The 20,930-nt window shown below is 34.9% G+C and carries 17 protein-coding genes; 9 read left to right on the forward strand and 8 right to left on the reverse strand.

Translation table 11 applies throughout. The features are described from left to right. The first annotated feature begins 120 nt into the window (after window positions 1-120). Both cls and C8N37_RS00060 read left to right on the forward strand, forming a co-directional pair. Window positions 121-1,608: a cardiolipin synthase gene (cls, locus tag C8N37_RS00055; protein ID WP_108156991.1), complete on the forward strand. Its 1,488-nt coding sequence runs from the start codon at window positions 121-123 to the stop codon at window positions 1,606-1,608. A gap of 91 nt (window positions 1,609-1,699) precedes the next feature. Next, the gene (locus C8N37_RS00060; RefSeq protein ID WP_108156992.1) at window positions 1,700-4,426 is read left to right on the forward strand and encodes a carboxypeptidase regulatory-like domain-containing protein; all 2,727 of its coding nucleotides are present in this window, start codon (window positions 1,700-1,702) and stop codon (window positions 4,424-4,426) included. A 61-nt stretch (window positions 4,427-4,487) separates the two neighbouring features. On the opposite strand, the gene C8N37_RS00065 is transcribed toward C8N37_RS00060, so the two are convergent. Together C8N37_RS00065 and C8N37_RS00070 are read right to left on the reverse strand one after the other, a co-directional pair. Beyond that, window positions 4,488-5,489, reverse strand: a complete 1,002-nt coding sequence (locus tag C8N37_RS00065) for a YihY/virulence factor BrkB family protein (RefSeq protein ID WP_108156993.1) — start codon at window positions 5,487-5,489, stop codon at window positions 4,488-4,490. Window positions 5,490-5,562: 73 nt separating this feature from the next. Continuing rightward, the gene (locus tag C8N37_RS00070) at window positions 5,563-7,332 is read right to left on the reverse strand and encodes an AMP-dependent synthetase/ligase (protein ID WP_108156994.1); all 1,770 of its coding nucleotides are present in this window, start codon (window positions 7,330-7,332) and stop codon (window positions 5,563-5,565) included. 189 nt (window positions 7,333-7,521) lie between these two features. Here C8N37_RS00070 and C8N37_RS00075 point away from each other — a divergent pair, with 189 nt between their 5' ends. Beyond that, complete coding sequence (locus C8N37_RS00075; RefSeq protein ID WP_108156995.1) at window positions 7,522-8,022, forward strand: hypothetical protein; 501 nt, start codon at window positions 7,522-7,524, stop codon at window positions 8,020-8,022. A 57-nt stretch (window positions 8,023-8,079) separates the two neighbouring features. On the opposite strand, the gene C8N37_RS00080 is transcribed toward C8N37_RS00075, so the two are convergent. After that, window positions 8,080-9,813, reverse strand: a complete 1,734-nt coding sequence (locus C8N37_RS00080) for a M61 family metallopeptidase (protein WP_108156996.1) — start codon at window positions 9,811-9,813, stop codon at window positions 8,080-8,082. A 207-nt stretch (window positions 9,814-10,020) separates the two neighbouring features. Here C8N37_RS00080 and C8N37_RS00085 point away from each other — a divergent pair, with 207 nt between their 5' ends. Then, window positions 10,021-10,887, forward strand: a complete 867-nt coding sequence (locus C8N37_RS00085; protein WP_045753295.1) for an N-acetylglucosamine kinase — start codon at window positions 10,021-10,023, stop codon at window positions 10,885-10,887. A gap of 9 nt (window positions 10,888-10,896) precedes the next feature. Next, window positions 10,897-11,415, forward strand: a complete 519-nt coding sequence (locus C8N37_RS00090; protein ID WP_108157733.1) for a glutathione peroxidase — start codon at window positions 10,897-10,899, stop codon at window positions 11,413-11,415. A 224-nt stretch (window positions 11,416-11,639) separates the two neighbouring features. On the opposite strand, the gene C8N37_RS00095 is transcribed toward C8N37_RS00090, so the two are convergent. Further along, entirely contained in the window at window positions 11,640-12,224 is a 585-nt protein-coding gene (locus C8N37_RS00095) for a thymidine kinase (RefSeq protein ID WP_108156997.1), read from the reverse strand. 238 nt (window positions 12,225-12,462) lie between these two features. On the opposite strand from C8N37_RS00095, the gene C8N37_RS00100 reads away from it, so the two are divergent. Beyond that, window positions 12,463-13,452, forward strand: coding sequence for a hypothetical protein (locus C8N37_RS00100; protein WP_108156998.1), 990 nt, complete (start codon window positions 12,463-12,465; stop codon window positions 13,450-13,452). A 32-nt stretch (window positions 13,453-13,484) separates the two neighbouring features. On the opposite strand, the gene C8N37_RS00105 is transcribed toward C8N37_RS00100, so the two are convergent. After that, on the reverse strand, window positions 13,485-14,111 hold the full coding sequence (locus C8N37_RS00105) for a substrate-binding domain-containing protein (RefSeq protein ID WP_108156999.1): 627 nt from the start codon (window positions 14,109-14,111) through the stop codon (window positions 13,485-13,487). A gap of 126 nt (window positions 14,112-14,237) precedes the next feature. Between C8N37_RS00105 and C8N37_RS00110 the strand changes: the two genes are divergently transcribed. Both C8N37_RS00110 and C8N37_RS00115 read left to right on the forward strand, forming a co-directional pair. Continuing rightward, window positions 14,238-14,543, forward strand: a complete 306-nt coding sequence (locus C8N37_RS00110) for a YbaB/EbfC family nucleoid-associated protein (protein WP_045756141.1) — start codon at window positions 14,238-14,240, stop codon at window positions 14,541-14,543. Window positions 14,544-14,546: 3 nt separating this feature from the next. Then, entirely contained in the window at window positions 14,547-15,230 is a 684-nt protein-coding gene (locus C8N37_RS00115) for a metal-dependent hydrolase (protein WP_108157000.1), read from the forward strand. Between the two features lie 36 nt (window positions 15,231-15,266). Here the strand turns inward: C8N37_RS00115 and C8N37_RS00120 are convergent, their stop codons facing one another. The 3 genes from C8N37_RS00120 to C8N37_RS00130 form a co-directional block, all read right to left on the reverse strand. Then, window positions 15,267-16,085, reverse strand: coding sequence for a UDP-2,3-diacylglucosamine diphosphatase (locus tag C8N37_RS00120; protein WP_108157001.1), 819 nt, complete (start codon window positions 16,083-16,085; stop codon window positions 15,267-15,269). A gap of 135 nt (window positions 16,086-16,220) precedes the next feature. Beyond that, window positions 16,221-17,075, reverse strand: coding sequence for an N-acetylglucosamine kinase (locus C8N37_RS00125; RefSeq protein ID WP_108157002.1), 855 nt, complete (start codon window positions 17,073-17,075; stop codon window positions 16,221-16,223). Window positions 17,076-17,318: 243 nt separating this feature from the next. Further along, window positions 17,319-19,046, reverse strand: coding sequence for an MFS transporter (locus tag C8N37_RS00130; protein ID WP_094772860.1), 1,728 nt, complete (start codon window positions 19,044-19,046; stop codon window positions 17,319-17,321). 335 nt (window positions 19,047-19,381) lie between these two features. Between C8N37_RS00130 and rho the strand changes: the two genes are divergently transcribed. Beyond that, complete coding sequence (rho, locus tag C8N37_RS00140) at window positions 19,382-20,863, forward strand: transcription termination factor Rho (protein WP_108157004.1); 1,482 nt, start codon at window positions 19,382-19,384, stop codon at window positions 20,861-20,863. Window positions 20,864-20,930: the final 67 nt, after the last annotated feature.

The raw sequence follows: 20,930 nt of genomic DNA on the forward strand, positions 1-20,930 counted from the left end.
AATTGAAACTTCATTTGGAGGTTTCGCAACATGTTTATTGTGTATCTAATATGTTACAATAGTTAAAACGTTTAAGAGAGGATTTTGTTACTTATAAGGTTAAAAATATGCTGATTTTTTATGGAAAACTTAATTAATCAAATTGAAATTGATTGGAATCAGGTGTGGCAATGGTTGTTAAATTGGTATTGGCTGCCCTTATTTATTTTGTATTTTGGTATAATAAGTACGATACTTATTGAAAACAGAAATCCGACGAAAACAATATCCTGGGTTATGGTTATTGTGTTTCTACCTGGTATTGGCGTGATTCTTTATTATTTATTTGGTCAAAAGTTTAGAAAAGTTAAGCGATTACAACATATTAATCGGGAGCAACATACCAAATTGCTTGCTGCTTGGCAAGAAAGTCTTATTAGAATGGATGAGCAACTGGAGACAATTCATGAAAAAATAGGCACTTTATCTCGGGTGTTTGATTATCTGAAAAATCAAAAACTATCTTTTTTTTCCTTAAATAATCGGGTCGAATTGTTTATTAATGGTGAAGAAAAGTTTCCGGTTTTATTGAAAAGGCTTCGTGAAGCAACGCATTCCATCCATATGGAATACTATATCTTTGAGTTGGATCATATTGGTACCCAAGTATTAAAGATTTTAGAAGAAAAGGCAAAATCAGGAGTAAAAGTTCGTTTGATATTAGATAGTTTTGGTTCTCCAGATGTGATAAAATATTTACGTAAAAATCCTCCGAGTTACCCCTTTGTTGCATTTTTACCGGTTAATTTTACTTCTCTAGCGAATAGCAATTATCGCAATCACAGAAAAATTGTTGTTATCGACTGCCAATACGGGTTTGTAGGTGGGATCAATATCTCAGATCGCTACATTAATCTTCCTAGTCAAAATGCGTATTGGAGGGATACAGCTATGGCGGTAGAAGGTATTGCGGTGAATAATTTACAAATCCAATTTTGGAATAGCTGGAATCAAACGGACGGAGAGCCATTTTTATTGAGTGAAGAATATTTGAATTTTAATATTGCCCATATTCCTGAGCGTGCTGCTGTTGCTTTTTCATCAAGTGACCCGGGATCTGTGGGACCTTTTAATATGGAGGCTATTATATTGGCCATCAATGATGCAAAAGAGCGTATTCAACTGTGTACTCCTTATTTTATTCCTAGTGAGCAATTATCAACGGCTTTGGAGATCGCAGTCTCCTCAGGTGTAAAAGTGGAATTGATGCTCCCTGAGCGGTCCGATTCGTATATTGTGCAACATGCTTCTTTTTCTTTTCTAAAACCACTTTTACAGCGCGGTGTACAGGTTTATCTCTATCAGAAAGGTTTTATTCATGCTAAAACAATCTGCATTGATGGTCAATTGGCTTTTGTAGGAACTGTCAATCTGGATATGCGAAGTTTTTATATCAATTATGAAATATCGAGTATTGTCTCGGATAATGCCTATTGTAAACGTTTGGAACAGCAATTTGAAATTGATAAGCAGGAGTCTGATCTGGTTACCTTATATATATGGGCACATCGAAAAAAATGGAAAAGGGGGATCGATTCTTTATGTCGACTATTGGCCCCATTGCTCTAGATTAAAAAATGTTAAAAATGGAGGATACTTCCCATATTTAATTAAAATTGAATATATTTATCTATTCTATTTTAATTACCAATAGTATTAGATGAAGTATATAAAATTATTGACGCTTACCATGGGTGTTTGTGGTGCTCAACATCTTGTTGCCCAGACTACTGATGCGACACTGCCGATCAATACCATAGTCGAAAGAGTACAAAAGTTATTCCAAGTATTTCCTGTAGAAAAAGTACACTTGCATTTTGACAAACCTTATTATGCTGTAGGAGATACGTTGTGGTTTAACAGTTACCTGTCTCGCAATCTTGCAGAATATGAGCCGAGTAAGATTACCTATGTGGAAGTGCTGAATAGCCGAGATTCATTGATACAGACCTTAAGAATTCCTTTAGATAAAGGAGTAGGAGATGGCTATTTGGTATTAGATCCACAATATCTGGCTCAAGATAATTATCGCTTCAGGGCTTATACAAAATGGATGGGAAACTTCTCTTCCGATTACTTCTTTAATAAAGTCGTTCCTGTTGGTGATGCTATTAATAAAAAATTGATAACAGATATCTCCTTTATTAATAACGATCAAAATGCGGCAAAAAGTCAAGCTGTTATTCAGTTCAGAGATCCAGTCGGCAAACTTTTGATTAATTCGAAGGTCAATTGGTCTTTAATATCTGGCTGGGAAACCATTGCTAATGGAAAAGGTGAAACGGATAATCTGGGTAGAATTACGGTGAACTTGAGTGCCAAGGAAAAAGATATTTTGCAGAAAGCATATTTGGAGGTCTCCCTTCTAGAAAATAAAAATGAAAAGCCATTAAAGAGTACATTTTCATTGAAGAATTCTCTTTGGGATGCTGATGTTCAGTTTTTTCCAGAGGGTGGTGATTTGCTAGCAGGTATTGCTAAAAATGTTGCTTTTAAAGCTGTTTCTTCATCGGGAAAGGGTGTGCCTGTTAAAGGTCGTATTTTGGACGGTAAGGGTAAACAAGTGGCTGAATTTTCAGATTTTGGTTTGGGAATGGGCTATTTTAGCTTGTTGCCTATAGCGAATGAAAAATACGAAGCTGTGATCACTTTTGCGAATGGTCAAGAGCGTAAATATAAATTGCCACAGGTGGTTCAGAATAAAGCCAATGTTGTTTATCTGAAGCAAGATGAAACAAATCTGAATATGGCTATTGTGACCAGTGATGAAGATTTTGCTCAATCGCCTAATCAATCGTACTATGTTTTGGTGCAATCAAATGGACACCTCGTATATGCAGCTCAAGCAAATTTGAAAAGTGCATCTGCTCTTATTGTGATTCCAAAAGAGCGTCTGCCTAATGGTATTGCTCAAGTGACTCTACTAAATACTGCAGGTAAAGTAGTTAGTGAACGATTAACATTTGTTAAGAGTGAAAAGCTTTTAGATATCAATTTATCGGTTAATAAGGAATTGTTTAAGGCTAAAGAAAAGGTTAATTTGAAACTTTCAGTCTTGAATAATGGTAAAAAATATCCAGGAAGTTATTCGATCTCTGTCATCGATGAGTCGAAGGTTCCTTATGATGATCAACAAGATTTGTCGATTGTCAGCAATTTTTTATTGACTTCTGATTTGAAAGGTTATATTGAAAATCCAAATTCTTATTTTGATGAGAAAAATACAAATCGGGACAAAGCATTAGATGCTTTATTAATGACGCAGGGTTTCCGCAGATTTGAATATCAAGATTTGATTGCTGAAAAACTTCCTACGTTATCTTTTATGCCTGAACAAGGAATTGAAATTGGAGGAACTTTACGCTTGAATACAGGCCGGACTGTTCCAAATGGTGGATTATTATTGTCCATTCCTTCACGCAGTATTCGTAAAGATACGTATACGGACGATAAGGGACGATTCTTGTTTAAGGATCTTGTATTTACTGATTCATCCAAAGTGACGGTTAATGCGCGTGGAAATGATAATTATCGGAGTATGGTGATCAATATGGATCAAACTTACTTTCCGGAAATCGATAAGAATAATGCTTATAAAAATAACTTTGTCATGAATATTGACAAAGCAATTGCTCCTTATTTGGAAAATAGCAAGAAGGAATTTAGAACATCAATTTTATTAGATGAAGTTGCGATTACAGGGGTACAGAAAAAAGTAATTACAAATAGGGACTTTCCCTCTATTTCGGGATTATCTATGCCTGAGCACCGTATCGAGGCTGATCGATTAACCGGTTGTAATGTTTTGACCATGTGTCTGACCACATTATTGACGGGTATAACATACGATTCACAGACTCAAAAGTATTATGTCACTCGAGATTATAACAGCGGTAGTCGGGTTCCTGTTCAATTTTTCTTAAATGGAATGGCGATTGACGAACCGGGATTAAATGGTATTAATGTTGTCGATATTGAAGGAATTGAAATTTTCTTGAAAGATGATCTGGGAACAGTTTCAAGAATGTATCAAAATAATGGTGTCGTTTCGATCTATACCAAAAAAGTAGAGAAGAAACCAAGAATGTCTTTATCGGAGATTGAAAAATTGTTGCCGAAATCGAATGTGATTGATTTATTCCCATTAGGATATATTAAGGAAAGAAAGTTTTATGTACCTAAATATGAAACAGCAGCAAGCAAAGCTGTTAATGATTTAAGAACAACAATATATTGGAATCCAAAAGTGCAGGTCACAGAAACTGGTGAGGCTGCTTTAGAATTTTATAATGCTGATGGAAATGGTCAATATAAAGTTGTCGTGGAAGGAATGGATGAAACGGGTAATGTGGGTAGAAAAGTAATCCATTACCAAGTCAGACAGTAGTAAAAAGGTCTTTCATATATCGAGAAAAGGGAGTGCTTCATTTTAGAAGCACTCCCTTTTTTTATTTAAGAACTTGAATAATTTCACCTTCTTTGGCATCGGCATCTTCACCGACTTTTTTGGTCCGTTCTGTCTGTTCAATCATGACTGCAAATGAGGAGGGTTCAATACCTCCGCCCAGTTTTTGAGCATAAAATTTGGTAAATTCAGCACCGAAATATAAGATTGCTGCAGAATAATAGATCCATAATAACATGACAATGATTGAACCAGCTGCTCCATATAAACTTGCTGTCGAAGAGAATGTCAAGTACAGGGATATTAAATATCTACCTAACATAAATAATAAGCTCGTGAATATCGCGCCACCTAGGATATCTTTAAATTTTACTTTGGCATCGGGGAGGAATGAAAAAATAAAACCGAATAGTGTGACAATGACGACAAAGGTGATACTTGTATTGATCCAATCGATTAACGTGATGGGGATAAACGGTAAGTATTGTATAACTAAATTTGTGACGGCGGCGATCACCCCATTGATCATCAGAGAAGCAATTAGTAAAAACCCCAATGCAATGATGATGGAAAATGAGATCAGGCGATTAATGATCAATTTTAACCATCCTTTTTTAGGTTTTGGTTTTACTTTCCATATCTGATTGATGGAATCTTGTATATCTACAAAAAGTGTTGTGGAACTGATAATGAGTGTTACAACCCCTACTGTGATACCAATGTTGGATTTATTTTCAAAATTTATTTTTTGAATATAAGATTGAATTTGAACGGTTACATCTTTTCCAAATAGAACCATAAGTTCATCAAAAACTTCTTTTTGTGCAGATGTTTCTTGACTGAGATGTTCGCCATAAAAGAAACCGATACACCAGATCACAATAATTAATAATGGACCGATGGAGAAAATGGTGTAGTAGGCTAATGAAGCACTTTTTTTCATGCAATTGTCGTCCATAAAACCATTAAAGGCATCATAGACTAATCTTAAAACTTGTTTCCAGTAATGGTGTGTGAATAGATCTTTAAAGTATACTTCTTTCATGTTGTGAGGTGCAGATAAAACAAATTTTATTTCAGAAAATACCCCCTATTTTTTAGATAGAGGGGTATTTTGTTTAACTATTTTCTTGATATATTTTTTCAATTTTTTCTTCATTCTCTTTAAGAATGATTTTTCTTTTTAAACTGAGTTTAGGGGTTAATTGACCTTCATCAATGGTCCATTCTTTGGATAGTAAGATGAATTTTTTGATTTTTTCCCAGTGACCAAATTCGGTGGATAATCGATCTACTTCTTGATTATACTTCTCAATTACTTTTGGATTTTTGATGGTCTCTTCTTTAGAAACAACAGGAATACCTTTATGTTTCATCCATTTTTCAATTTCTTCAAATGCGGGTACAATCAATGCGGAAGGAAACTTTCTATTTTCTCCGACGACCATAATCTGGGCGATGAGAGTAGACTCCATCAATTTTGTTTCAATAGCCTGCGGAGCAATATATTTGCCACCGGCTGTTTTAAACATTTCCTTTTTACGATCGGTGATTTTTAAAAAGCCATCGGATGAAATTTCTCCAATATCTCCAGTTTTGAAAAATCCATTTTCATCAAAGGTTTCTTTTGTGGCTTCATCGTTTTTGTAATATCCTGAAGTGATGCTTGGGCCTTTTACCAAAATTTCACCATCTTGAGCGATTTTTACTTCTAGATTTTTTAATGGTTTTCCTACGGTTCCAAATTTGACCCCAGTATCATAGAACGTGTTTACAGCAATAACAGGTGACGTCTCTGTCAAACCATATCCTTCAAGAACTTTGATATCTGCTGCCCAAAAAACACGGGCAAGTCTTTCTTGAAGTGCGGCTCCACCGGATACAATTATTTTGATATTACCCCCTAATGCTTCTTTCCATTTTGAAAAAATTAATTTTCGAGCGATAGCGAGTTTAAAATTGTACCAAGAACTATTTTTCGTAGGCTCCTGATATTGAAGACCTAAATTGAGTGCCCACATGAATAGTGATTTCTTTATTCCTGTCAAATCTTTTCCTTTTGCGACGATTTTATCATATACTTTTTCTAATACGCGTGGTACTGTTGTAAAGACATCTGGTTTTACTTCATTGATATCTACAACAATATTGTCTAGGGTTTCGCAAAAATGAATTTCTACGCCTTTTGAATAATACATGTAAACGACCATGCGCTCAAAGATATGGCAGAGAGGCAAGAAACTGACCGCTTTTTTGAAATCTGATCTGATGAGGTGATAGCAGGCCTGTACATTGCTCAAAATATTTTTATGGGATAGATATACACCTTTAGGTTTACCAGTGGTACCTGAGGTGTAAATCAATGTCAGTAGGTCATCTTCATGGATGGCATCATGATATGGTTTTAGATCTGTTTCTAATTTTTCTCCGATTTGATAAAGAGCTTCTAAGGTTTTTTCATCAGCTGTGGTTTCAAAACTATATATGGGTATCGTTAACTGGTGGTCGCTCAATGCTTCGATAACACGTGCCGTCAGTTCACGATTACTGACAAAGACCAATTTAGCTTCTGCGTCATTGATAATATAAGATAAGTCCTGTGGGGCCAATGTTGGGTAAAGTGGAACTAGCGCAATCCCTAATTGATTACATGCAAAATCTACGATGCTCCATTCGGGACGATTGCCAGACATCAGGGCTACTCGATCTCCTTTTTGTAAACCTAGGTTCAATAATGCTTTGCTCAGGTTATTTACACGATCAATAAATTCACTTGCTAAATATGTTTTCCAACGACCTGTTTTATCGCGACCCGCAATAATCGTTTTATCAGAATATTCGGATATATAATTGGTGATGAGATCAAAAATTCTATTTTGTAGTGCCATAATAAATTTATAATATGTACTTAATTGGGTTATTACTAAGTATTCAAATACAGTCTAATATATGAAAAATGTTTTGATGTGCATTTTTTTATATTTAAAATTGTTGATAACATTTTAATGTTTGTATCGTTTAATTATTGATATTACCTTTGGAAAATTATATTGAAAAACAAATTACGGACATTAAGTATGAAAAAATTATCTTGGATCTTTGGGGTAGCAATTGGTTTATTGGGAGTATCAAATGAAGCTTTTGCTCAGTTAGATTCTAAAGGCGCAATTGGAGCTCGTTTTGGTTCTGCTCAAGGAATTACGTATAGACATACACTCTCAAATGACCGAGCTTTAGAGGCGCTATTAAGCATCCAAAGTAACTCCAACTACAGAAGGTTTAGAGTCGTTGGTTTATATGAATATTATAGACCTCTATCATCTGCTTTTAACTGGTATTATGGCTTTGGTGGTGGTCTTGGATCTTATAAGGAAAAGGACAAAACAATTGATGGAAAACGTGTGGAACATGATTCTGAATTGGCACTCAGTATCGATGGAATCATTGGAATTGAATATAATATTCCAGAAACTCCATTTCAAGTTTCTTTGGATGTGAAACCATATTTTGATTTTTTACAATCCAGTTCGATAAAATTAATAGATCCAATTGGATTTTCTTTCCGGTATAAATTTTAGCACTCGATCTAAGCAATAACAGGCCGTCTTACCATGAGAAAGACAGCCTGTTATTTGTTATGACAGCCAGAATTGAGCTAATTTTTGCTGTTCTTCGGATTGATCTTTTAGTGGTTGGATCCGGAACATTTTTTTATTATTGGAGCGTATCTGAATTTTAAGTTCTTTAATGATACCATCTCTCGCTATTAAGATATCTAAAATTTCGCCTTCAGTACTATGCTGCATAAAATAATCATACTCTTTGTCCTTCATATCTAATCGGATACCATTGATTGCAATTAACTCATCTCGAACATTCAATCCCCCATCCCAAGCTCCTGATCCTCTCTCTACTGCCGTAATGATATGCAATCCATCATTTTTTTGATAGTTAATTCCAAGACTTAGATAACTGCTTTCGGCATTGATATCTATAATTTCAAATCCAACTAAATTGAAATAGTCATTATAAGCGAGTTCACCATTTTCATGAGCAGCATGGAAGATCTCAGCGACGGAAATTCCAGAGACTTCTTCTACCAATTGTTGAAATTCATACTCTTCAAATCCTCTATTTTGCTGTAAATAGAAATACTCATAAGCTACTTGTAAGACATTGTCTAATTTTTTTGTTCCTTTTGAGGCTGCAATGATTTTTAAATCTAAAAGGACGGTTAGCATAGCGCCTTTATTGTAGTAGGAGATGCTGGAATTGGGCGAGTTTTCATCCTGTCGATAATACTTGATCCACGCGTCAAAACTGGCTTCGGCAGCAGATTGTATCTGGTGACCGGGACGATTGAGAACTGTAGTGAAATCGTTTGCTAATAAATTGAGATACTCTTGTTCGGAAAAGAAACCACACCTTTTGATGATTAAATTGTCGTAGTAAGAGGTAAATCCTTCCATAATCCAAAGTCCTGCCGTATAGTTTTCCTGATCGTAATCAAAAGGGCCTAATGCTTTAGGACGTAGACGTTTTACATTCCACAGATGAAAATACTCATGTGCAATGAGGCTTAAGTATGTTTTATAAGATCCTTCATTGCTATAGGCTGTTCTAGAGGCGCCGAGTACTGTTGAATTGAGATGTTCTAATCCTCCTCCTCCTGATTGATAGTTATGCGTGATGAATACGTATCTTTTATTGGGATTGGATCCCCAGATACGAGTTTCTTCTTCTACTATTTTTTGTACATCTGCGCTTAATCTTTCTTTATCATAGGTTCCGCCTCCAACCATGGCAAACTCATGCTCTACACCTGATGCTTGGATCGTCCAAATATCTTGATTCCCTATTTCAATCGGTGAATCGTATAAAATATCAAAGTCAGGAGCAAAAAATGTATGATGTTCGACTTTTTCAAGCCCCGTTGAGATGTGTTTCCAATCTTTCTTTGGAAAGAATTTGACAGTTACCGATTCATCAATCATTCCGTCGATGTATAAGAAAGTAGCGGTCGGAACAATAAAAGCGTGTTCTTCATTGATGAAATTAGTCCGGACGGAAGTTTCAAAACCGTAAACATAATAGTTGATCACTAATGAGTTTAAATTTTTGCAATAAATACGCCAAGTATTTTTGCTTATTTTTTCATACTTTACATGATCTTCGACGGAGAATCGTTCTAATTGTTTTGAATATTCGCGTATTAAATAGGATCCTGGAGACCAAACTGGCATTTTTACATCAATGAAATCAGTCTGAATTTCTTTGATTGACATCTTGATATCGGCGTAATGTGCTTGAGGCTCACTAAAGGAAACATCAAAATGTATTTTTGATGTATTATTACTTTTTTCGATCATTTTAAAGCGTTAAATAACTGATACGTATATCAGTTCAAAATTTATTTGTGGTTTACAAAAGTACAAGGTTATGCGTGTTATACAAAATTTATTAGTGAATGTTTTGGTGTCGTTAGTAATTTTGCTTTGAGGGCAAATGTTAAGTTATTTTAAAACTTGAAAATTTTGTATATTTGATACGCTCCATGGAGCATAATCTTTTTATTTATGATTTTAGTTGTTGATAGTGGTTCATCCAAATCAGATTGGAAATTGGAACTTCCAGATAGTCCTCCTTTGTCTTTTTCTACAAATGGGCTCAATCCTTTTTTTGTAAACGATAAAGAAATTACTCGGGTGATCAAAGAGATACCCGAAATTATACCTTATGCCAATGAAATAACGGAACTTTATTTTTATGGTGCCGGCTGTATTTCTCCTGATAGAAGGGAAATGGTTTCAAATGCATTGACTCCATTGTTTGAAAATGCATTTATATCTGTTGAGAATGATCTCGTTGGAAGTGCATTAGCTACCTGTGGTAAGAACAAAGGTTATATAGCAACTTTAGGTACGGGGTCTGATATCAGTTTTTTTGATGGTGAGGAGGTGCAACCTTCTAACTATGGAAATGGGTATGTGCTAGGTGATGAGGGCTCAGGAGCGTGGTTTGGAAAAAAGTTAATCACTTTATTTCTGTATGGAAGGCTTCCAAAAGATCTGGCTGAGAATTTTGCTGAACATTATCGGGTAACAAAAGAGATCGTTATTAAGAATGTTTATCAAAAAGAAAGACCAAATGCTTATTTGGCTTCATTTGCACCATTTTTATCGGCCAATATTACGCATCCTTTTATTGATGAAATTGTTCGGTCAGGTTTTGAAGAATATGTTCAGACGTGCGTACTCACGTATCAGGATTATCAAGATTATGAATGTCATTTTGTGGGTTCTATCGCTTATTATCTTGATTTGATACTCCGTGATGTATGTAATGGTCATCATATTAAAATTGGTAAAATATTAAAATCCCCTATCAACGAATTATTTGATTTCGTGATTGAAAGAGAAAAAAGTTCACTTATAAATTTTTAACACAACATGATGATTTTATCCACAATTATTGCTTGTTTTTCCATGATATTTGGAAACCCTAGCATCTATGATTATAACTTTAAAAGTCTAGATGGTCATGACGTCAAGATGTCTTCTTTTAAAGGAAAGAAAATTTTAATAGTCAATACGGCTTCAAAATGTGGTTTTACCAAGCAGTATAAAGATTTGCAAGAGCTTTATCAATTGTATGGTAAAGATCTGGTGATTATCGGATTTCCAGCGAACAATTTTGGAAATCAGGAGCCAGGTACAAATGATGATATTCAGGAGTTTTGTCAACAAAATTTTGGAGTTGAATTTTTAATGGCTGAGAAGGTTGATGTGAAAGGTGATCAAATTGATCCACTATTTAAGTATTTAACCAGTCAGGACAATCCAGATTTTAAAGGCGAAATTAAATGGAACTTTGAAAAGTTTCTAATTGATGAGCATGGTAAACTGGTTCACCGTTATCGTTCAGCTGTAAATCCATTGGCAGATGAAATTGTCAACTGGGTAAAAAAATAGAAATTGAAAAACCAACAAATTTATTTGTTGGTTTTTTTTATTTTATTTCATTTTCAATAGATCGTATAAAAAGAAAGTCCACCTTGGGAGGGTGGACTTTAACTAACCAATTATAAACCTAAATTATGAAAAGTATTTTTATAGCTACGAGTAGCTGTTATTATCTTGTTTGATATAGATATACAAACCTAATGCCAAAAAATAGTTGGAATATTAAAAAATTGTTAAGAGTTTGTTAAATTATAATAACATCTTCTACATCTTGCTTCATAAGCTTCTTTCTCGCCCAAAAGGACTGTCTTTGTATCTGATGAAGTTCTAAAAGAATAATTTGCAGGGGCTCCGCATTGCATACAAACGGCATGTACTTTAGTTACATGTTCAGCAATAGCCATAATATTGGGAATGGGTCCGAAGGGTTGTGCTTTGAAATCCATATCTAATCCGGCTACTATGACACGAATTCCTTTATTTGCCAAATTGACACAGACATCTGTCAATCCTTCATCAAAAAATTGGGCTTCATCTATACCAACGACTTGGGTATCATTGCTCAGTAGCAAAATGGATGATGAATGATCGACTGGTGTAGATGGAATACTGTTGCTATCATGTGATACCACTAAAAGATCATCATACCTTTTGTCTACTGCTGGTTTGAAAATTTCAACATGGAGTTTGGCATATTGTGCTCGCTTAAGTCTTCTAATGAGCTCTTCGGTCTTACCCGAGAACATGGAACCACAAATAACTTCGATACTTCCATATGCAGGCCCTCTTTGGGTGAAATTATGTTCAGAAAAAAGCATTTAAATGAATTAAAATCAATAAATTGAGTATTATCCTTAATCAGTGCTAAATCTGATTTTTAAAGTAAAATAATACGGATTAAGTCCTGCTAATATCAGAATTTAATATTAAATTTGAGTCTATAATAACTAAAATACTGAACAATAAAGTATAAATCAGTAAGTTGAAAATAGGGTTTAATTCCATTTGTAAAATTTAGGCTTTTACTGGCATCAAGAACAAAGAAATGTATAATTTATGGCGACGCAACAAAATTTATTTGATAAAATAGGGGATGTACTGCAAGAGTTGGAAGTACAGTATCTAGCACTTTCAAAAAATGGTTTTGAAAATAAAAAAACTGATTTAGCTCTTTTAGAGGCTACTGCGCAATACCTTGCTGCTCAAGTAGGGGTGTTAAAGGCGCAAGATCTTCTTGATAAAGATCAGAAATTGGCTCGGGAAGATGAACCTGCTGCGCCAAAAGTAGTACATGATCAAAAAGATGAAGAGAAAGTATCGTTTAATAATTACTTTACGCCACCTTCTAATTTGTTTCAAGGAAGTCCACAAAAGAAAGAAGAACAACCAGTTGCTCCTGTAGAAGTTATTGAAGAAAAAAATGATGTAGCAGTTGAAAATACGGACGTGGAAACGGATGTGATATCTACGAATGTGGAAGAAATTAATCCTCTTGAAGAGATCGAAGCTGAAGATGAAGTTGTGCATGATGAACAGGCTAATGCTGCTCCTGTGCAAGAGGAAAAGCAAGTTGAGCTCAATGAGGCGCAGCCAGCAGTTCTGGAAAGGCAGGAGCCAGCAGTTGTTGTTCATGAAGTCATTGAGGAGTCTAAGGAAATTTTAATTGAAGAAGCAATTCGTGTGGAAGCTCCAATTGAACCCGAGGTTGCGGCTCGACCTTTGACATTAAATGAAATTATTTCACAACAAAAGAAAGCGGGGGTGCAAAATCGTGTCTATGAAATGAATAATACAGCAAGTAATTCAGGTCAGGTCAGGGATATTAAGACGATCATTAATCTAAATGATAAGCTCTTGTTTATTAAAGATCTTTTCAATGGTTATAGTTTGGCTTACAGCGAAGCAATTGAGTTACTGAATCGCTGTAATGATTATGCAGAAGCGGATGCGTTTTTACAAACGAATTACGCGGTGAAAAATAAATGGATTGAAAAACCTAGTTCGGTCGAAAAGCTATATGCTTTGATTAGAAAGAGATTTGCTTAAATAAAAAAGCTGACTACTAAGTCAGCTTTTTTTTATTGCAGTTGAAATTGAATCCATGTCTTGCCTTCTAACCCGTAAAAAAAGTATTTGGGTTGGAGTATCTCAGCTAATGTTTCTAATTCTAGGCAGTAGTTTTTTCCAGGAGTTTTGCCGAATTCTTCCTTATTGACTAAGAAAACTTGGTTTAGCTTAATGGCATTGCTATCGTACCAATTGGAATCAGATAATAGATTGGGGATTTGAGCAATTGTCAATTCTTCATCATTGATAACAATGACTTTATCAGCCTCATCAATACGAGTTGTTGATATCCCGCCTGAAATGGTCAGGCATTCTTGCACATACCGGCTTGTGTTGATAACTGTTGGATTAAGGCCATCGACAACAATCACTTTAGGACGATCGGTTGCGGTAATAAATTTCAGTTTATGGATGATAATATGAACTTCATCATCTAAAATTTCTACGAGATCAGCTGTTTTTTCTGGTTTATTTAATAATTCACCTATATACTTGGTGTAATTTATGATATCATTACTCGTCACCAAGTTACTGGGTATAGCATAGATTTCATCTAAAATTCCTTGTGGCAAATGAGCTTGATCAACTTCATATTGATTCAGGATAGCTTCAACTAAAATTTCTTGATTGCTTTGCATGCCGCAAATTTACGAAAGGATGATTTGATTTGCGAATTAAATTGAAAGGTAATTTTGACATCTATGTTTTGATTTCAAATTCGTAAATTGCAATACATTTAGAATTGTTCATTTAGATCTTATATTATGTTTGATAAATTATTCCAAGCGCAACAAAAAGCACAAGAAATTAAACAGCGATTAGATAATATTTCTGTATTTGGAGAAGCCGAGGGTGGACTTATAAAAGTCGTTGCTACCGCTAATAAAGAAATCAAGGAAATTACCATTGATCCGATCTTTTTGAGTAATGCGGATAAGGAGGAGTTGGAGGAATTGCTTGTCGTGGCTTTAAATAAGGCAATGGTACAAGCGGAAAATGTGAGTCAATCTGAAATGTCTGCTGCTAGTCAGGATATGTTAGGTGGATTAGGAGGACTATTTAATCAATAAACTATGAAAGCTACCTATTACGGACAATCTTGTGTTGCATTTGATTTTGATGGACACGAGGTTTTAATGGATCCATTTATCAGTTATAATCCCTTGGCAAAGGGTGTAGACGTTAATGCCCTATTACCAGAATATATTTTTTTAAGTCACGGTCATCAGGATCACGTGGCAGATATGGCACAGATTCAAAAAAATAGCCAAGCAACTGTTGCAGCTATTGTAGAGACTGCAGCATGGGTTAGGAAACAAGGAGTTCCGGATGAAAAAGTGATTGAGTTCAATTTAGGAGGAACTATTGTGACTTCTTTTGGGACTGTGAAGATGGTATATGCTATGCATACAAATAGCACTCCTGACGGACAATATGGTGGATTTCCTGTTGGTTTCATTCTGCATTCTGGTAACAAGAAAATTTATTTTGCAGGAGATACAGCGCTTACAATGGAAATGAAGCTTTTGGCAGATCTTGAATTGGATTGGGCATTTTTACCTATCGGTGGACATTATACAATGGATGTTGATGATGCGGTAAAGGCGGCAGAATTTATTAATTGTGATAAAATAGTGGGTGTGCATTACGATACATTTCCTCCTATTACCATTGATAAAGTTAATGCTTCTGAAAAATTCGCAAATTATGGTAAGACATTATACTTACCTGCAATTGGTGAATCGATCGAATTATAAATACAAAAGGGGAACTGATCAATTCCCCTTTTGTATTTATATGGTGACTAATTTCTTTAAATCTTCTAACGTAAATATCGGCGTATCGGTTAGTTTATTCTTCATAATCGACTCTTTATAGTCTTCGTAATGAAACAATGTCCATTTGCCGTTATGATATTCTAGACTACTTAGGTTTTCAACCCAATCGCCGGAGTTCATATAGGTTACAGTCCCTTTTCTGGTGATGACTTCCTTGATTTGTGGTTGGTGGATATGTCCACATATGACGTAGTCATAGTTTTTTTCTATTGCTAGTTCTGTGGCCGTCTCTTCAAAATCTGAAATATATTTGACTGCTTTCTTGACACTATTTTTTATTTTTTTAGATAAGGAGTATTTTTCTCGACCCATCTTTATCAAGACCCAGTTGATAAAATGATTGAGCTGGATCAGTTTATCATATCCCCAACCCCCAAGTTTGGCCAACCATTTGGAATGTTGAATGGAGGCATCAAATACGTCACCATGAAATATCCATGCTTTTTTATTATTAAGTGATAGTAGGAGCTTATTGGTCAATTTGATATTTCCGAGTTTAAGATCTGCAAATTTGCGCAACATTTCGTCGTGATTGCCTGTAATATAATAGACTTCTGTACCATTTGCACTTAAATCAATGATTTTTTTAATCACATGTAAGTGCTCGGATGGGAAGTAGCTTTTTTTGAATTGCCAGATATCGATTATATCACCATTCAAAATGAGCATTTTTGGAGCGATGGACTCCAGGTAATACAACAACTCTTTTGCGTGACTTCCATGTGTTCCGAGATGAATGTCTGATAGTACTACGATATCGAGGTTTCGTTTCATAACTTCGTTTTTTCAAAAGACGCATTTTAGTGTGATGTGTGTATAAATGCTTTGTTATGAAATTATTAAGAAACACAAAGGGTGAAAATCATGATTTTCACCCTTTGTGTTTCTTAATATCAAAATAGATTATACCTATTTTGACGCTCTATTAATGTGGAACTGAACTAAATCATCAATAGGTGAACGTAAGATTTTTCCTACTTTCATTCCATATTGCAATGCCTTTTCTTCTAATACATTACGGAAATTGTAACCTACAGAACCGATACAGTTAAAAGTGTATTCTTGATAATTAGGATATTTACTTACTAAGTTTTTGAAAAATGCTTCAAAAGCTTCGTCTACAATGGCACGCGTATATTCAATATTCACGTTGTTGTCGTAAACAAATTTACTAAAACTTGCGCAAAAGCGATTTGCTAAAGGTTTGGTGTAGACTGCATCCATGATCTCATCAGGGGTGATTTTGTAAGTGTCATAAAATACTTTACGAACATCTTGTGGCATTAAATCACGAATATAATCCGCTAATAATTTTTTACCGATATAACTTCCACTACCTTCATCTCCTAATATGTACGCACAAGAATCGATGTTGTAAGTGATGTTTTGTCCATCATAAATACAAGAATTGGTTCCTGTACCCAAAATGGCTGCGAATCCAGCTTCTTTGCCTAGTAAAGCTCTTGCTGCAGCAAGTAAATCATGTCCAACCTCAACTTGAGCTTTTGGGAAAACTTCTTGGATAGCTTTGACAACGATTTCTGCTTTTTCTTTATTGTGTACGCCTGCACCATAGTAGTTAACCTCTTTAATATCATCAAATGGTAAATCATTGGGTAGGCCTTTTTTTAATGAATTAACGATATATTCGCTATCCACAAAATACGGGTTGTATCCTTCAGTATTGAAGTAAATTTTTTTGTTTGAATCATCCAACAAACACCAGTTTGTTTTCGTTGATCCTCCGTCAGCAATAATAATCATTATTGAGTAGTTTTAATTGAGTTTTTCGTTTTAAAATGGGATTATTAGAATCCGATTTTCGAAAATACATTTTTTTATTTATAATTTATGTATCCCTAGCGTACTAAAATAAAAAATTATTTCAACTATAAAATTTCTCATTCATGAAAAACGCCTTAAAATATTATTTAAGGCGTTTTTTTTGATTTCTACCAAATTAATTTGATAGTGTATTTTTTACAATTAGTTGGGGTATAGGGAAGCTTAATGTCCTCCTTCTGCTTCAATATCATCAATATTAATACCTTGTTTTTTCAATACGGATCTTACTGCTATTGCAAAGAAGACAATGTACACAAATCCAAGTAATGGAAGTAAGTAAGAATTATGAATACCTATGATGTCGGCCAATTTTCCTTGGATAGGGGGGATAATACCACCACCTAAGATCATCATCACTAAGAATGCTGATCCTTGTGCTGTATACTTTCCAAGACCTACGATTGATAAACTGAAAATAGAAGACCACATAATAGAACATGCTAATCCACCCGCTAAGAATGAATAGATGGCTACTGTTCCAGAAGATAATAATCCTACGGTCATGGCAATAATACCAAATAATCCAAAAACGATCAATGTTCTTGCTGGTTTCTCTTTACTCAGGTAAAATGCTCCGATTTGGATGATAATACAGATCACATAATAATAAAGATGTGTCATCTCAAAACCAGCCATTGTATTGACGCCAATAATGATCGAAAAAGCGACTAATGGTACAATGATCAATAAGATATTTTTAGTTGATTTAGTCAGATTAAATGCTGTAATGGCTCCAGCCCAACGTCCGATCATCATACTTCCCCAGTACATCGATACATAAGGAGTGATTTGAGATGACTGAAGGCTTCCAAATTCTTTTAAAGTAAGTAGTTCTCCTAAATTACTTCCTATCGCGACTTCAACTCCTACATATAAAAATAAGGCAATCATACCCAAAACAAGTTGTGGATATTTCATTGCACCCCATCCTTCGGCATTTTTCTGAGCTTTAACGTTAGCGAATATCAGTCCTCCGACTACGACAATGAGAGCTCCAGCTAACCAAAGCATGCGTTGTATTTCAAGAGGGTGGGCAAGTTCTTTTATTTGAAGTTTTAATTGGTCAATACTTGCAGGGTCTGTTAAGGTCTTTAATTGTGCATTTAATTGCTCCAATTGAAGTGCTATTTCACTTTTGTAACTTAAAAATACAGGTGTGAACATGGCGAAAAGTAAGATGGTCATAATAACCAAGGTATTTAACGCCTTATTTGCTTTTTCCATAGGCTCATTGCTTATTCCAGCAGGAACCTTCTTACTAAAATAAAATAAACTCGCTGCTAGTAGAAATAATAGACCAACACCTATATAGAGATAGACTACTTTGTCTAATGGTAAATTAGCAATTTCAGAATCGGAGATTTTCTCAAATGTACCAAATAAGGCAAAACCGATTACTAATGGACCTATTGTTGTTCCAAAAGAATTGACACCACCACCTAAATTAACACGTGAAGCTCCAGTTTTAGGATCGCCTAATAAAACAGCGAAGGGATTGGCCGCTGTTTGCTGAAGTGAAAAACCTAATGCTACAGTAAACAGACCTAATAGCATACCTATATATACGTTAACTTCTACGGCTACGATCATCGCACCGGCACCGAGTGCAGAGAATAGTAAACCATATACAATACTTTTTTTGTATCCCCATTTACCTACCAAATCCTTTCCAGAAAATGTACTGAAGATAAAAAGGAGTAACGCACCTAAATAATATGCCGTGTAGAAGGCAAAGTCAATCAGTTGAGACTGAAATTGATCCAAGTGAAAGTAGTTTTTACAAAAAGGAATGAATACACTATTTCCTGCTGCAATAAAGCCCCAAAAGAAAAATACAATAATCAATGTATAAAGGGCAGGATAATTCGTTTTAATGAGTTTATTTTCCATCTAAATCGTTTGCTTTGTTTTTTTTGCACCGCTAACTTAAAAAAAAAATGTCAGAATCAAATATAATATTGTTGTTAATAAATGCGTTTCCATTTTTAGTAAAACGATTTAACAAAAAATCATTTGTTGTAAATTTGTTTTTTTTTACAATTTATTTTGAATTGTCACATTTGTTTTTTTTCTTTGTGCAGGTTCTCATAATTTATTCCGCTTCAGGTGTAAAAGAAATCACTTAGTTCTTAAATCCCTTGGTTTGTTAATCAAAATGATTAATGGAGCGCAATAAATAGATTTCATTTTAAAATAAAATCCTAATATATCATAATAAAAATTTAATGGATATTAATGAATTAAATGCAAAACTCGTGTCTGAATTACGCGAAATTGCAAAATTAATAGGTATCGGTGACGCTGATAAGCTTAGAAAGCAAGAACTAATAGAAAAAATTATCAGTACTGGTGATGACGCAGAAAACACTTCTGAAGTAAAGGAAGAGAATCATGATGAATCAACTGAGCGACCTAGAAAAAGAATAAGAACGGCAAAAACATCAGAACCGGTCCCTGTTCGCAAAAAAGAAAAAGAAGAAACAGATTCGGCTACTGAAGTAGTAAACTCAGAATCTGAAGAAAATATAAAAGCTGCTCCAGCAATAAAACCAACTCCAACAAAAGCAGAATCAACTTCATCAAATGCTGATTTCGACAATGTTATTGTCAATGAAGGGGTATTGGAGATTATGCCTGATGGATATGGATTTTTACGCTCTTCTGACTATAATTATTTAACATCTCCGGATGATATTTATGTTTCTCAGTCTCAAATCAAATTATTTGGATTAAAAACTGGTGATACGGTTAGAGGAAGTATCAGACCTCCGAAAGAAGGCGAAAAATATTTTCCATTAGTACGTGTAGAAGCGATCAATGGTCAAAATCCTGCTGAAATCCGTGATCGTGTTCCTTTTGATTTCTTAACGCCATTATTTCCTAATGAACGTCTGAATCTGGATTTAGGAACAAGTAACTATTCGACACGTATTATGGATCTGTTTACACCGATCGGTAAAGGTCAACGTGGTCTAATCGTTGCTCAACCGAAAACGGGTAAAACAAACTTGTTAAAAGAGGTTGCGAATGCGATCGCTAAAAACCACCCTGAAGTCTATTTGATTATTTTACTAATTGATGAAAGACCAGAAGAGGTGACAGATATGGCTAGAAGTGTGCGTGCTGAAGTTGTTTCATCTACTTTTGATGAGCCTGCTGAACGTCATGTGAAAATTGCTAATATCGTGTTGGAAAAAGCAAAACGTATGGTCGAATGTGGTCACGATGTGGTGATCTTGTTAGATTCAATCACTCGCTTGGCACGTGCTTATAATACGGTTGCACCTGCATCTGGTAAAATCTTATCTGGTGGTGTGGATGCTAATGCTTTACATAAGCCAAAACGCTTCTTCGGTGCTGCTCGTAATATTGAGCATGGTGGTTCATTGACTATTTTAGCAACCGCACTTACAGAGACTGGATCTAAAATGGATGAAGTTATCTTTGAAGAATTTAAAGGTACTGGTAACATGGAGTTACAATTGGATCGTAAGTTGGCGAACAAACGTATTTTCCCAGCTATCGATTTGACTGCTTCTAGTACACGTCGTGATGATTTATTAATGGACAAAGAGTCAATTCGTCGTCTTTGGATATTGCGTAACCATTTGGCAGATATGAATTCTAATGAAGCAATGGAATTTTTACTAGCGCAAATGCGTGGTACTAAGTCCAATGAAGAGTTTTTGATTAGTATGAATGGATAATCCCATTTGATTTTAATAATTTAGCCATCATTTATTAAAATGATGGCTTTTTTATTTATACAGAAAA

It is taken from the genome of Sphingobacterium faecium, assembly GCF_003054045.1.
Classification (GTDB): Bacteria; Bacteroidota; Bacteroidia; order Sphingobacteriales; family Sphingobacteriaceae; genus Sphingobacterium; species Sphingobacterium faecium.

Coding starts and splice junctions, on each gene's coding strand:
- C8N37_RS00105 (WP_108156999.1), bottom strand. CDS start 14,111: ATGCAAAGCAATCAAGAAATTTTAGTTGAAGCTATCCTGAATCAATAT.
- C8N37_RS00115 (WP_108157000.1), top strand. CDS start 14,547: ATGAAAGCTACCTATTACGGACAATCTTGTGTTGCATTTGATTTTGAT.
- C8N37_RS00075 (WP_108156995.1), top strand. CDS start 7,522: ATGAAAAAATTATCTTGGATCTTTGGGGTAGCAATTGGTTTATTGGGA.
- C8N37_RS00090 (WP_108157733.1), top strand. CDS start 10,897: ATGATTTTATCCACAATTATTGCTTGTTTTTCCATGATATTTGGAAAC.
- C8N37_RS00085 (WP_045753295.1), top strand. CDS start 10,021: ATGATTTTAGTTGTTGATAGTGGTTCATCCAAATCAGATTGGAAATTG.
- C8N37_RS00100 (WP_108156998.1), top strand. CDS start 12,463: ATGGCGACGCAACAAAATTTATTTGATAAAATAGGGGATGTACTGCAA.
- C8N37_RS00095 (WP_108156997.1), bottom strand. CDS start 12,224: ATGCTTTTTTCTGAACATAATTTCACCCAAAGAGGGCCTGCATATGGA.
- C8N37_RS00070 (WP_108156994.1), bottom strand. CDS start 7,332: ATGGCACTACAAAATAGAATTTTTGATCTCATCACCAATTATATATCC.
- cls (WP_108156991.1), top strand. CDS start 121: ATGGAAAACTTAATTAATCAAATTGAAATTGATTGGAATCAGGTGTGG.
- C8N37_RS00130 (WP_094772860.1), bottom strand. CDS start 19,046: ATGGAAAATAAACTCATTAAAACGAATTATCCTGCCCTTTATACATTG.
- C8N37_RS00125 (WP_108157002.1), bottom strand. CDS start 17,075: ATGATTATTATTGCTGACGGAGGATCAACGAAAACAAACTGGTGTTTG.
- C8N37_RS00120 (WP_108157001.1), bottom strand. CDS start 16,085: ATGAAACGAAACCTCGATATCGTAGTACTATCAGACATTCATCTCGGA.
- rho (WP_108157004.1), top strand. CDS start 19,382: ATGGATATTAATGAATTAAATGCAAAACTCGTGTCTGAATTACGCGAA.
- C8N37_RS00110 (WP_045756141.1), top strand. CDS start 14,238: ATGTTTGATAAATTATTCCAAGCGCAACAAAAAGCACAAGAAATTAAA.
- C8N37_RS00080 (WP_108156996.1), bottom strand. CDS start 9,813: ATGATCGAAAAAAGTAATAATACATCAAAAATACATTTTGATGTTTCC.
- C8N37_RS00065 (WP_108156993.1), bottom strand. CDS start 5,489: ATGAAAGAAGTATACTTTAAAGATCTATTCACACACCATTACTGGAAA.
- C8N37_RS00060 (WP_108156992.1), top strand. CDS start 1,700: ATGAAGTATATAAAATTATTGACGCTTACCATGGGTGTTTGTGGTGCT.